General features: G+C 37.6%; 13 protein-coding genes. 10 read left to right on the forward strand and 3 right to left on the reverse strand.

Annotated elements, in window-relative coordinates; all coding sequences use genetic code 11:
* Positions 1 to 15: 15 nt before the first annotated feature.
* Entirely contained in the window at positions 16 to 1,824 is a 1,809-nt protein-coding gene (locus H6F62_RS05245) for an ABC transporter ATP-binding protein (RefSeq protein ID WP_190371494.1), read from the reverse strand.
* 416 nt (positions 1,825 to 2,240) lie between these two features.
* On the opposite strand from H6F62_RS05245, the gene H6F62_RS05250 reads away from it, so the two are divergent.
* The 4 genes from H6F62_RS05250 to H6F62_RS05265 all read left to right on the forward strand — a co-directional run bounded on the left by H6F62_RS05250 (position 2,241) and on the right by H6F62_RS05265 (position 5,791).
* Positions 2,241 to 2,657 (forward strand): DUF1824 family protein, encoded by a 417-nt coding sequence (locus H6F62_RS05250; protein WP_028083460.1) that lies wholly within the window; start codon positions 2,241 to 2,243, stop codon positions 2,655 to 2,657.
* A 70-nt stretch (positions 2,658 to 2,727) separates the two neighbouring features.
* Positions 2,728 to 4,632: an ABC-F family ATP-binding cassette domain-containing protein gene (locus H6F62_RS05255; RefSeq protein ID WP_190371495.1), complete on the forward strand. Its 1,905-nt coding sequence runs from the start codon at positions 2,728 to 2,730 to the stop codon at positions 4,630 to 4,632.
* Positions 4,633 to 4,757: 125 nt separating this feature from the next.
* On the forward strand, positions 4,758 to 5,636 hold the full coding sequence (gene yhdJ / locus H6F62_RS05260; RefSeq protein ID WP_190371496.1) for an adenine-specific DNA-methyltransferase: 879 nt from the start codon (positions 4,758 to 4,760) through the stop codon (positions 5,634 to 5,636).
* A complete protein-coding gene (locus tag H6F62_RS05265; protein WP_190371497.1) occupies positions 5,633 to 5,791 on the forward strand; it encodes a hypothetical protein in 159 nt (52 codons plus the stop codon). The genes yhdJ and H6F62_RS05265 overlap by 4 nt, the downstream gene beginning before the upstream one ends.
* A gap of 67 nt (positions 5,792 to 5,858) precedes the next feature.
* Here H6F62_RS05265 and H6F62_RS05270 read toward each other — a convergent pair whose 3' ends face one another.
* Together H6F62_RS05270 and H6F62_RS05275 are read right to left on the reverse strand one after the other, a co-directional pair.
* The gene (locus H6F62_RS05270; protein ID WP_190371498.1) at positions 5,859 to 7,505 is read right to left on the reverse strand and encodes a lipoxygenase family protein; all 1,647 of its coding nucleotides are present in this window, start codon (positions 7,503 to 7,505) and stop codon (positions 5,859 to 5,861) included.
* A 21-nt stretch (positions 7,506 to 7,526) separates the two neighbouring features.
* Positions 7,527 to 8,891, reverse strand: a complete 1,365-nt coding sequence (locus H6F62_RS05275) for a cytochrome 450 (RefSeq protein WP_190371499.1) — start codon at positions 8,889 to 8,891, stop codon at positions 7,527 to 7,529.
* Positions 8,892 to 9,342: 451 nt separating this feature from the next.
* On the opposite strand from H6F62_RS05275, the gene H6F62_RS05280 reads away from it, so the two are divergent.
* The 6 genes from H6F62_RS05280 to H6F62_RS05305 all read left to right on the forward strand — a co-directional run bounded on the left by H6F62_RS05280 (position 9,343) and on the right by H6F62_RS05305 (position 13,430).
* Positions 9,343 to 9,588: a hypothetical protein gene (locus tag H6F62_RS05280; RefSeq protein ID WP_190371500.1), complete on the forward strand. Its 246-nt coding sequence runs from the start codon at positions 9,343 to 9,345 to the stop codon at positions 9,586 to 9,588.
* Between the two features lie 27 nt (positions 9,589 to 9,615).
* Entirely contained in the window at positions 9,616 to 10,050 is a 435-nt protein-coding gene (locus H6F62_RS05285) for a nitrogen fixation protein (protein WP_190371501.1), read from the forward strand.
* 161 nt (positions 10,051 to 10,211) lie between these two features.
* Positions 10,212 to 10,583, forward strand: a complete 372-nt coding sequence (locus H6F62_RS05290; RefSeq protein ID WP_190371502.1) for a Nif11-like leader peptide family natural product precursor — start codon at positions 10,212 to 10,214, stop codon at positions 10,581 to 10,583.
* Between the two features lie 101 nt (positions 10,584 to 10,684).
* Positions 10,685 to 11,944 carry a nif11-class peptide radical SAM maturase 3 gene (locus tag H6F62_RS05295; RefSeq protein WP_190371503.1) on the forward strand — a complete coding sequence of 420 codons (1,260 nt, stop codon included), beginning with the start codon at positions 10,685 to 10,687 and terminating at the stop codon, positions 11,942 to 11,944.
* Positions 11,945 to 11,960: 16 nt separating this feature from the next.
* Positions 11,961 to 12,164 carry a hypothetical protein gene (locus H6F62_RS05300; RefSeq protein ID WP_190371504.1) on the forward strand — a complete coding sequence of 68 codons (204 nt, stop codon included), beginning with the start codon at positions 11,961 to 11,963 and terminating at the stop codon, positions 12,162 to 12,164.
* 258 nt (positions 12,165 to 12,422) lie between these two features.
* Positions 12,423 to 13,430: a DUF4351 domain-containing protein gene (locus tag H6F62_RS05305; protein ID WP_190371505.1), complete on the forward strand. Its 1,008-nt coding sequence runs from the start codon at positions 12,423 to 12,425 to the stop codon at positions 13,428 to 13,430.
* The last annotated feature ends 49 nt before the right edge of the window (positions 13,431 to 13,479 follow it).

A 13,479-nucleotide genomic window follows, 5' to 3' on the forward strand; every position in this document is an offset into this window, starting at 1 on the left:
TTATGATAATTTTCTCTATTTTAACCCAGATTGCACCAGCCAGAGACTGGTGTAAATGCCATTTTTTTCTAACAGTTGTTCATGAGTTCCTGCTTCTACTAATTTACCATGTTCCATGACATAAATACAATCAGCGTTGCGAATTGTCGAAAGACGATGAGCTATAGCTATAGTAGTTCTATTGACCGTAATTCGTTCTAGGGAACGTTGAATTGCGGCCTCGGTTTCATTGTCTACTGCTGAAGTAGCTTCATCTAAAATCAGAATTGGTGGATTTTTTAATACTGCGCGAGCGATCGCAATTCGTTGTCTTTGTCCTCCAGATAATTTTTGTCCTCTTTCCCCTACTATTGTCTCATAACCTTGGGGTAAATTCATAATAAAATCATGAGCTTCTGCTATTTTCGCGGCCATGATGATCTCTTCATTAGTAGCAGTGAAAGTACCATAGGCAATATTTTCTCCCACTGTACCATGAAATAGAAAGACATCTTGACTGACTAAACCAATAGCGCGGCGTAAATCTCGTAAATTTAACTGTTGTAAATCAATTCCATCCAGAGTGATTTTACCATTTTGTACTTCATAAAAACGCAGTAATAACTTAACTAAAGTGCTTTTACCTGAACCTGTTGAACCGACAATAGCAATTGTATTTCCCGCTGGAATTTCTAAAGATAAGTTTTTGATAACTGGGTTTCTATTCTGATAAGCAAAGCTGACATTTTTAAATTCTAAAGCTCCCCGAATCATATCTATAGGTAAATCAATATTTCCCGTAGGAATTGTCATAGGAGTATCTAATAAATCCATGACTCGATTAGTAGAAGCCATAGCTCTTTGATATAAATCAAAAGTATCTCCTAATCTGGTTAATGGCCATAATAAAAGCTGCACTAAAAACACCAAAGAACTATAAGCACCGACAGCCAACCTTCCGGCTACTGTTTCCATACCGCCGAATAATAGCAATATTGTAAAAGCTATTAAAATGAACATCCGAATGATGGGAATATAAGCCGCAGATAAGGCGATCGCTACTGCATTACTGTGACGATAAGCATTACTTTCTAATTCTACACGAGCAGATTCATAATCTTCGGCAGTAAAACTTTTAATGGTAGTAATTCCGCTCAAATTATTAGACAATCTGCTATTTAATAAACCTACTTTTTCCCGAACATCAGCATAACGAGGGGCGAGAAATTTCTGAAAAACTATCGAACCACCGAGAATAAAAGGCATGGGTAAAATTGCCATCCCAGCCACACTAGGAGCTAAAATAAAAAATGCACCACCAACGATGATAATAGTTGTCGTGACTTGAATAATATCATTTGCACCCACATCTAAAAACCGCTCTAATTGGTTAATATCATCACTGAGGATAGACATTAAACCCCCCGTACTACGTTCTTCAAAATAAGCTAATTCTAATTCTTGCAGGTGTTTATATGCGGACAATCTTAAGTTATGCTGAATATTCTGCCCCAAATTGCGCCATAATAATTTATAGGCATATTCAAACAATGATTCCAACACCCAAGTAATCACCGTCAACAAGGATAAAATTAAGAATTGCCCATAAATATCCTTGACACCTAACCCAGCAATGATAGAATTATCTTGCTTGACTACCACATCCACCGCAATCCCAATTAATACAGGTGGTGCTAAATCAAAAAATTTATTCAAGATAGAAGCGCCAATGGCCAGCCGAATTTGTTTAGTATACTTATGTCCATACTTAAATAAACGCTGGAGAGGATGTACAGAATTTGTACGTCTTTGTGATAAGCGGGGAGATTTTAATGGTATATTCACATTAATTGCTAATTATTAATTGCTAATTACTTACAATTAATATTACCACATAATCAAGTTAATCAGTTATGAAAATTGAAATAATAGATACAGTTATCTTCCTTCAGGAATAAATTGGCATCTATCGTCATCGAACCTTGACGATTATTGTTAACTACTAATTTGGCAAACTCCAGTTTTAGCAATTATATTAGAAAAATATTATCGCCAAAATTATTCTCAAGTAAAACCAGAGCGTTAATCAACGGTATAATGACATTGCCTAGAAACAAGATGTGCTAATTTTACCGGCAATTATTAGCTTTTTTAGAGCGGAATATGTCATATCAATCTTGATTTTGTTCAAAAATGCTAGTAATGTGATCAAATCTCACTCCCACAACCTAAACCAGACGTAAAACTAGACAAATCATATTATGTCTACTCCCAATTATCAGCAACTCTCACTGCCAGAAGCCAGGAAAATACTCAACAAATTCAACTGTCTGGATATCGCCCCCATTCTGAAACCGTCGGAGAAAATTCCCACCCGTGAGGCATTAATTTTTGTCACCAGTCTGACTGATTATCAAATTTTAGGTATTTGTGCTGATACAGCCGAAGAGGGAATTTTAGCCATGAAAACCTATTCTCGCGCTTTGGGTTATCAACCACCAACTGATTTACCGCAACCAGAAGGACCAGTTTACATCAAATTAAATGGCAAAAATGGCTTGTGTTATCTCGATTCCTATTCTGGTCATCATCGGGGAGTGCTAGTATCTTGTCAGTCCTATCAAGAGGGAGGAGTTAACGAAATGTATGGACATTTACCCCTCGATTTATTTGTCTAGAATTTCGTTTACAATCGTCTTTAGGGTGGGCAATGCCCACCTCATTCTTAATCACTAATTACCAGATAATATGAGCATTGTTACATTACAGTCAGTTAAAAAAGATTTTGGCATTAAAGAACTCTTAAAAGATGCTAATTTTAGTCTTGATACTAATGACAAAGTTGGTTTGATTGGTACTAATGGTTCTGGTAAATCAACTTTATTAAAAATGATCGCCGGCTTAGAATCAATTGATAGCGGCCAAATTTTAGTTAATTCCGGTGCGAAAATTGTTTACTTACCCCAACAGCCAGATATAGACGAAAATCACACAGTTTTAGAACAGGTATTTGCTGACAGTGGTGAACAAATCCACCTAGTTAAAGAGTACGAAGAATTGTCTGATAAATTGGCACATTATCCCGATGATAGTCAATTAATGTCTCGTCTTTCCAGTGTAATGCAGCGCATGGATGCCACAGGTGCATGGGAAGTAGAAACCAACGCTAAAATCATTTTAACAAAACTAGGAATTGCTGATTTTGATGTGAAAGTTGGCACATTATCAGGGGGATATCGCAAGCGCATTGCTTTAGCCGCAGCCTTAATATCAGAACCTGATTTATTATTAATGGATGAACCGACAAACCATCTTGATGCCCTGTCTGTAGAATGGTTACAAAGTTATTTAAATCGCTATCGTGGCGCACTTTTATTAATTACCCATGATCGTTATTTTCTAGATAGAGTTACTAATAAAATTATCGAAATTGATCGCGGTGATATTTACACTTATACTGGTAATTATTCCTATTATCTAGAAAAGAAGGCCTTAGCTGAAGAGTCCGCTATTAGCACTCAACGGAAACATCAAGGTATTTTACGACGAGAATTAGAATGGTTAAAAAAAGGACCAAAAGCTAGAAGTACAAAGCAAAAAGCCAGAATTGAACGCGCTCATGCTCTGCGAGATACTGAGTTTAAACAACTTAATGGTAAGGTTGATATTTCTACCATTGGTCGTCGTATTGGTAAGAAAGTTATTGACCTCAAAAATGTTAGTAAAGCCTACAATGGTAGAACCTTAATTAAGGATTTTACCTATGAATTTAGTCCAGAAGATAGAATTGGTATTATTGGTGGAAATGGTGCAGGAAAATCTACCTTAATGGATATTATTACCGCCAGAGTTAAACCAGATTCTGGTATTGTAGAAATTGGGACTACAATTCATATTGGTTATTTTAACCAACATTCAGAAGAATTGTTAACGGCTGTGAATGAAGATCAGCGCGTGATTGATTATATTAAAGAAGAAGGAGAATTTATTGAAATATCCGACGGAACTAAAATCACTGCTTCCCAAATGTTAGAGAGATTTTTGTTTCCGGGAAATCAACAATATGCACCCATTCATAAACTTTCTGGCGGAGAAAAACGTCGTTTATTCCTATTGCGTATTCTTATTAGTGCGCCCAATGTCTTGATTTTAGATGAACCGACTAATGATTTAGATGTCCAAACATTAGCAGTATTAGAAGATTATCTGGAAGATTTTAATGGTTGTGTAATTGTAGTTTCCCATGATCGTTACTTTTTAGATCGGACAGTAGATACAATTTTCGCTTTGGAAGCAGGGGGAAGTTTACGTCAATATCCAGGGAATTATTCTATTTATTTAGATTATAAAAAAGCTGAAGAAGCCCAACCACAGGAAACACCAAAGGCTGTCATTGTGGAAAAGGTGACATCTCCAGTTATAGAGACTAAAAAACGCCGCAGGTTATCTAATTGGGAAAGACGGGAATTTGCAGAATTAGAAGGAAAAATTGCCAAATTAGAAGCGGAAAAAACAGCATTAGAAAAGAAATTAGCAACTATGGCGGGGAATTATAGCGAAGTGCAAAAACTTTATGAACAGGTGGAAACCCTCAAGAAAAATATTGATGTAGCCACGGAACGTTGGTTAGAATTAGCGGAAATGGAGTCTTAAAGGTTGTTTATCTCCTTTTATCTCGTTCCCATGCTCTGTATGGGGATGAAATCAAGAAGGCTCTGCCTTCCATATATGATATAATTTCGTGATTAAACACTGAATTTTCATCATTAAAAAAAATAATGTTTCAACTCTATGAAAATCAAGGAAATAGAATATTTCACGGTGATGCTGTCAGCATTATATCAAATCATATTCCCTCAGAATCAATTGATTTAATTTTTGTTGATCCTCCATATAATATAGGTAAAAAATTTGCTAATTTTCATGACAAATGGGATTCAGAAGAAGAGTATGTAAATTGGTCATATAAATGGCTTGATGAATGTATCCGCACATTAAAACCAAATGGCACAATCTATGTAATGACAAGTACACAAGCAATGCCTTATTTTGACATTTACCTGAGAAAAAAATTAACTATTCTCAGTCGTATAATCTGGCATTACGATAGCTCTGGAGTGCAAGCTACAAAATATTTTGGTTCAATGTATGAACCTATTCTTCATTGTGTAAAAGATAAAAATAATTATATTTTTAATGCAGACGATATCAAAATTGCCGCAAAAACTGGCGCAGAACGTAAATTAATTGATTACAGAAAATCAGTACCAACTCCCTATAATACAGAAAAAGTCCCTGGTAATGCTTGGTATTTTCCTCGGGTGAGATATCGCATGGAAGAGTATGAAAATCATCCTTCACAAAAACCGGAGTCATTGTTAGAAAGAATTATTTTGGCCAGTAGTCATGAAGGTAGCTTAATACTTGATCCTTTTGCGGGAACTTTTACCACTGCTGCTGTAGCTAAACGCTTAGGCAGACAATCTATTAGTATTGAATCTCAAGCAGAATATTTAAAAATTGGGTTAAGACGAGTTTTGGGAATGCAAGAATATCAGGGAGAAAAACTTTTATCACCAGACAAGAGCTATAATATTAAGAATAAAAATGGTAAAAAATTAGATTTGGATTTAGATGTTAAGTTAGCAGATATATGAAATGTATAGAAGAAGTGATCAATATTCCCGAACTAATGCTTCGATTTAATCAAGTTTTGGAATTTAAAAGAGGTATTCAAGTAATTGAAGAAATTGTTTTGCAAAATCGAATTGAGTTTAATATGGAAGATGAAATAGTGAATGATGAAGAATAAAACACCCCATTTTAATATTATTAAAAATTAATTATTCAAGATGGGGTTTTGTCTATTCTGCAATTAGTTAAATACTAATACTGTTGAGAATAAGTCTTGGTTGGAGATATTCGTAATTTACTAAACGTCCCTTATTATTCAATTCAATTTTTCTCTGTACTACACTCAATTCTTGCTGAAATTTATTCACAACTTGGTCAGCATTTGGATCTGTAAATTCTTCCTCTTCATAATATCCCAGTCTGTCATAACGATAGTCTGAAAGTATGTACACAGTTGATAATTGGGTATTTGTGGGTTTGGCAGGTGGTAGAAAATCTATGAGGGCTTGACGGTCTTTAATATCACCCTTTTCTTGAATTGCTTGATAAGCAGCTAGGGGCATATTAGGAATAAAACCCATGTATTCATATTGGGAGAAATTAACCGCCGAATGCTGCGGACCACAAATATATATGATAGTAGTAACAATCTCAACTAATTGTTCTAAGGTATCAATGCGATCGCTCATACCCTTAACCCTACCACCATCCTGAGCCACTAATTCCCGCGCCCAAGCTTGCAGTTCTCCGTCTGCTTTCAAGTCTGCTGGACTCTTGTAATAAAGCTGCAAATAGTTAAATACAAACTTATTAATCGCATTCCATAACAAAATTCCATCATCCCGATAAGGATAATGTGGCAAGTTTTTCACATCATCTACACCGCGATTTTTAAGTTCCCTAGGTAGAGCAAACTGGTCTAGACTCCAACTTTTATAGGCATCTACCACAATTTGCAATGATTCTTGCAGAGTTCCTGCTAATAATTCATCCACAAAACCGCCCCTACTAACCAGACGCTTGCGAGCTAAATCATTATTAGCCAACATAAACCGGAAATGGGGTCTGAGTAATATTCTCAGAGGATGATTTTCAGCCAGTTGACGCGGGGTGACAACAGCAAAGGGTTCCATTACCAGGTGAGTCCGGCATAAATGGCTGCTCATTTCATGATGATTAGCATCAGCAATTTGCACACAGGACTTAGCATAAAACCAGGTTAAAGGGTCATCAAAAGGAGTTAGCAAGGGGCTGGCTTTACCTGCTTTGGGATTGATTTGAATGGCTACAGGGACTAATTGGCCTCGATCTTGAAAGCCCGAACTGCGCCAACAGAAAAAAGCTAGAGGTGCTGGTAGGTACTTTTTTCCTTTGGCATAAGTGCCACCTTGAATGAACGCCAAGGATCTATAATCAGCGACATATAGATTTCCTGTTGCCAATCTTTCGATTAAATTAATAGAATTGCCAAACTTATCCTGTAATTCTTCGATGGTAAAGGCAAAGTTAGCTGGCATTTGCTTAATTTGACGTAAAACCATCGGATTCACCCCACAAAGCCGTTGTTCGGCGAAGGAATCATCGGTTTCATAGGTTTTCATCACATTAGGTTTTTGCAAAACTGGGAAAAAGTCCTCATAATCTTGCAATTCATCTAAAGGATCCCACATAGCATGAGTTTTAACAGCCATCATATTTAGAGGAAGTTCTGCTGCCTCTAATGTCCGTTCAGCAATATACTTAGTAGAAAAATTCTCTGCGGGAGGTACGCTTTTGAGCATCGCCATAGGCGGCAAAAAATCATACATGAATTGATACTCTTTGCGGCCTTTCTCTAGACAAGATTGGCGTTGTGCGGGGTTTGGGTCATTTTGAGGTAGAAATGGCTGCATGATATTTATTTATGATATGGACTAGGATATTTGGCTTAAGTAAGAGCGACGAGCTTTACCCACGCTAATAATAACATTGGTCAGCATTTCTAATGCTAAGTCTTTCCCCGGACAAATGCGGCCTGCATGACGAGAACCAACGGAATTAAAACCCATGTGAAAAGGGCAAAGATTTTCTCTGTTTGCATTAAATTCATAAGCAGTTTTTCCCCAAAAATCTTCACTTAACATCCCCAAAAGCATAGGAATTAAAATTTTAGTTCCTTTCGGAAAAGTTCGCGCCTTACCCGCCAATGTCACCGTAAATGGTTCTGTCGCTACTCGGTGAGAGGCACTTACAGGCATAAACAGACGGGCGCATTCTAACAGAAAAAGTTGAATACTAGGACGATCATTAAGATCGAGCCTGTCCCAATAACTCTTAATATCAATTTTATCAGTTTGACGACCTTGGTAAGCAGGAAGGGGTTGATAACCCATGGCTGTTTTTCCCAAGTGTAGCGGCCCTTGCAACCCGGCAATACTCATTAAAGACACCATCAGTTTTGCAAGTTCTCGCCGCGTCATTTTATGATATTTAGGGTCGTTCTCTTGAAAATTAGCTAAGGCTGGAGAATTTTCGTAAATCGTCGCTACTTGCTCTACCAGTTCAGGAACTTGACGAAATCCCCATATATTTAACTTTTCTAAACTACTGCTGCCAGCAAAATAATATAATGTTCCCCTTTTTGTATAGTGTAGGGTTGTAATAATTCTTATTGTTGCTTGATCATCAGGATTAATGCCAAAAATAACGTAGTGAAGATACCGGACTAAAAAGCCCATCCAATCCCGTTGATCATTATTGAAAAATTCTTCTAAAGTATTATTGGTAATTCTATCTACATAATCAGCCGCTAACTTATTGAACAACCGTTGTGCTACTTGATCATTTTGACGCATTACCATGCCTTCATTAAAGAAGTAATTATCAACACACTTACGGAAAGCATCATGATTTTCCCCGCCGGCGGCTGCGTCTGAGAGAGTAATTAAAAGAACATTGCGACCTCCTTGATCAACTCCCGGACCATGACTAGAACTAAGCATGGAAGTTCCTAGTCTCCAGTCACGGGCTTGGGGTGAGGTTAAGGCGGTCTCTAGGGTTTTAAAGTCTCCTAAGACTACTTCCCCTGCACAACAAAAAGCCTCCCCCAGCACTTGCCTTTTCCTATCCAGGTAAGGTGGATCATTGGCAATTGTTCCCTCTACAAAACTGATTATAGGCAGAAAGGTACGGCTGACTGGGTTTTGAGGGTTCTCTATTGCCCAAGCTTGAAAGTGATTCAGGGCTTTGTCTAACAATGATGGCTGAAGATTGGTTTTTGGTATGGTAGTTGGCCGCATAAAGGTTATTTTTTTCCTTCTAAGTATAAATAAATTTAGGCGATAATCCAGTTTTGATCAATATTTTTTAATTTTTGATATTTATACCTTTTCCCAGTCTAATGAAATGCCTGAATCCTTACAATAAGTCGGGCATTTGTTTATATTTAAGTTAATAGGCAAAAGTGACAAAATTGCAACAATTATTTCACTTTTTTGGCTATTTCGATCAGTAAATATCTGTATTTAGAGTAATTTTATTAACATTAAAGGTCAAAATTACGGATATTTGTGCGGAAAATGCTGTTATCATCAAGCTATTGAAGGTGAAAAAACTGAAACAATTATGTCACTTTTATTTTCATGGAAACCACTAGACGGATGTTTTTATTTTTAATAAGATGTAGTAGGCGGATAAAAAATAACAACCTTAATAAATTAATTCACCTACAGACCTCTGAGGCAAATTAACATGAATAATCATCGTCTTGAAATCAACGACCTAATTGATAGTGCTGTTAATAATGCAGTAGCGCGTCGTAATGAGGCTCTAGCATCTGTATCTGATGAAGAAGCTAAAAACGTTTCTGGTGGTACAGCTACTGGTAAGGTTAAGAGAAGGGGTGAAGGTATTCTTATTCCTATTATTGCGGGTATGCTACCCCTTCCTACTTGGATGGGTATGAAAACCGCAGTCCCAACAAAAAGACGGGTATAAAAATACTCTTATTTGGAGGCTAAATGGATGAAGGAAATTGCTGAAAAAACTACACTTTGCCCTAGTGCTAGACCAGAACCAGGGGAAAGTTTTGTTTTCGGTATCATTGGTGGAACAGTAGCAGAACCTCGCGTAGCTTATCTGAAACAGCCTCAACCTATCACAGATGAATTAATAGCTAAAGTTAGTCCTGTGACACCTGCGGAAGTGTTTCGTACAGCTTCAACTTGTGCCACAAATGGTTGTCAACATTTTGATGGGAAAAATTGTGGTTTAGCTACACGAATTGTCGAAAATTTACCGACAGTAGGAGAGGAATTACCTCCCTGTTCTATCCGTCGTGATTGTCGTTGGTGGCAACAGGAAGGGAAAGCGGCTTGTATGCGTTGTCCGCAAGTAATTACGGATAATTACAATGCTTCTGAATTGTCAATTCAAGTGGCCACACCAGCGGCTCGTTAACTGAATATTTTGCACCATAATCTGATTGGGAAAAATAAGATCCTAAAAAGCTGATTATTGGCTAGTATGGGGATTTTCTACCTACCCTGCTTGAGAAGGTGTAAGATATGAATTTAATATCTGAATTAAGGAATTTTACCAATATCTCAAAGGAGAAAAATATGTCTTTAGAAAACGTCAAGTCTTTCTATGAATATCTGGCAGATAATGAAGCTTTTCGTGAACAAATCAAAGCTGCTGAGAATAAAGAAGAGTGTAGCCGAATAGTTAAAGCAGCCGGCTTTGATTTTACCTTAGAAGAATACGAAGAATACACTTATCAACTTTTAGAATCAGCTAATTCTGAAGATGAAATTCAAGATTTAAGTGAAAAAGAATTAGCAGCCGTTTTTGGGGGAATAACTGGAAATAAGCAAAAAATTAGACCAATAATTCAACCATTATATGGAGTCGTGTGGCCACCACAAAAATGGCCACCTAGACAGCCGGCGTATGGAGTTGTTATTGGTAAACCTCAAACTTGGTCTTTGTGAGGGTAAATGTCCATTTTTGAACTGAAAAATTAAGTTTTTAGGGATGGATAAAAAGCCAATTTATCCATCCTTTACTCACAAAATTGATTGAGGATATTTCCATGACTTATCACCGAATTAGCTATGCAGTGTGGGAAATTACCCTTAAATGTAATCTAGCTTGTCAACATTGTGGTTCTCGCGCTGGACATACCAGGACAAATGAACTTTCTACAGCAGAAGCTCTTAACTTAGTCCAGCAAATGGCCGAAGTAGGAATTACAGAAGTTACTATTATTGGAGGTGAAGCATTTCTTCGTCCCGATTGGTTAGAAATTGCCCAAGCAATTACTCAAGCTGGTATGATTTGTGGTATGACCACCGGGGGTTATGGTATCACCTTAGAGACAGCCCACCGCATGAAAGCAGCAGGGATTCAAGTAGTTTCTGTGTCCGTTGATGGTTTAGAAGCTACCCATGACCAAATTCGCGGTAAACAAGGCTCATGGAAATGGGCATTTCAGACCATGAGTAACCTCAAAGAAGCGGGTATTCCCTTTGGTTGTAATACTCAAATTAATCGGCTCTCAGCCCCAGAATTTCCCCAAATTTACGAACATCTCCGCGACGCGGGTATTTTCGCTTGGCAAATTCAACTAACCGTACCTATGGGGAATGCAGCGGATAATAGCGAGATTTTATTACAACCTTATGAACTTTTGGATGTATATCCAATGATTGCTCGTGTTGCAAAACGAGCCAAGCAGGAAGGTGTACAAGTGCAACCGGGAAATAATATTGGCTACTACGGACCCTATGAGCGATTATTGCGCGGGGGGGATGCGTGGTCATTTTGGCAGGGATGTAGCGCCGGACTCTCGGCTTTAGGTATTGAAGCGGACGGTGCTATCAAAGGTTGCCCATCTTTACCGACAACAGCTTATACAGGAGGTAATATCCGCGACCATTCACTGCGGACAATTATTGAAGAAACAGAGGAACTGAGATTTAATCTTGGTGCTGGTACTCCCAAGGGAACAGAACACCTATGGGGTTTTTGCAAAACTTGTGAATTTGCGGAACTTTGTCGTGGTGGTTGTAGTTGGACTGCCCATGTTTTCTTTGATAAGAGAGGTAATAATCCTTACTGTCATCATCGCGCCTTAACCCAAGAAAAAAATGGCATTAGAGAGCGTGTTTTTCTGCAACGTCAAGCCAATGGAAATCCCTTTGATAATGGCGAATTTGCACTAATTGAGGAATCTATTAATGCCCCTTGGATAGAAAATGACCCACTGCATTTTACGGCTGAGTTAATTCAATGGCCAAAAGGGTGGGAAAAAGAACCAGAGTTAGGCAAATCTTTAGTTAATTCCCACTAAAATTCTGTTGAGAATCATGAACAATATTTCCCCCGATTCTATTGCATTAGAAGATTCAAATACCTTTGCAAAATCTGAAACTGATTCAGATATTTCACAACCCTTATTACCTCGCTTGAGTTGGGATAATCAGATTACTTATTTGCGACTTATTTTTAGGGCTAAAAGAGCTTTAGACCGAATTGAGAAAGAAGCGGGTATTGTCAGGAGTGAAAGCTGATTAAATTTACAGCACTTTAATTTTACCACAAACCTGAATCTTTAAATTTTCAGGTTTATTTTATTTATATACCCATCCTAAATAAGACATAAATACCTCCTTTTCTCTACCTCTGAGTCCTCTGTGTCCTCTGTGGTTCGTTCCAAAAAATCCCTTCACAAACCAGGGAGAATAGCCATATCTATAATTCAGATTATATAACTTTTATTCAGTAACTAAGAATTTCAGGTAAGATAAATAATCATCTGCCATTAATTCATGACCAATATTATTCATAAACGGGCTGATTTTGATAGTCCATGGAAAGAAATTCTCACCGCATATTTTCCCCAAGCAATGCAATTCTTTTTTCCCGAAACCGAAGCACTAATTAACTGGGAACGTCCTTATGAATTTCTCGATAAAGAATTTCAACAAATTACCCGTGAAGCCGAACAAGGAAAGAGATATGCTGATCAATTAGTCAAAGTTTGGCAAATTCAGGGTGAACAATTGTGGTTATTAGTCCATGTAGAAATTCAGGGAAAAAAAGAAGATAATTTCGGTCAACGGATATTTACCTACAATTTTCGCATTTTTGACAGTTTTGGTCAACCCGCAATCAGCTTGGCGATTTTATGTGACACCAACCGTGAATTGCGACCGAGTAATTACGGTTACAATTATCCCCAGACAAAGTTAAATTTTGAATTTGGTAGCATTAAACTGTTAGATTATGAACAACGGTGGCAAGAGTTAGAAAATAGTAAGAATCCTTTTGCTACAGTGGTTATGGCGCATTTGAAAACCCAGCAAACGCGCTCATATCCCCAAGAACGCAAAATCTGGAAATTCAGTTTAATTCGCAGGTTATACGATTTAGGCTTACAAGAGCAAGATATTCGTAACCTGTATCGCTTTATAGACTGGGTAATGATTTTACCAAAACCATTGGAAAATCAATTGTGGTCGGAGTATAAACAATTCGAGCAGGAGCGAACTATGAGATATATTACCACTGGTGAGCGCATAGGTTACGAGCGGGGAATAGAAGAAGGACGACTTGAAGGTAGACAAGAAGGTAGACAGGAAGGTAGACAGGAAGGTAGACAGGAAGGAGAACGGTTGGTTATTTTAAAACTGCTTAAAAAGCGATTGGGTGAATTATCACCGGAAACAACACAGCGGATTCAATCTCTTTCTGTTAATCAGTTGGAAAATCTAAGCGAGGCTTTACTAGATTTTAGCAGTATGGCGGATTTACTTAATTGGTTGCAATTAAATTAATCCTCTTGTTGAAGTCTTAAAATATATGTAGGGTGGGTTAGCGACAGCG

The organism is Anabaena sp. FACHB-1391, assembly GCF_014696755.1.
GTDB lineage: Bacteria > Cyanobacteriota > Cyanobacteriia > Cyanobacteriales > Nostocaceae > Dolichospermum > Dolichospermum planctonicum.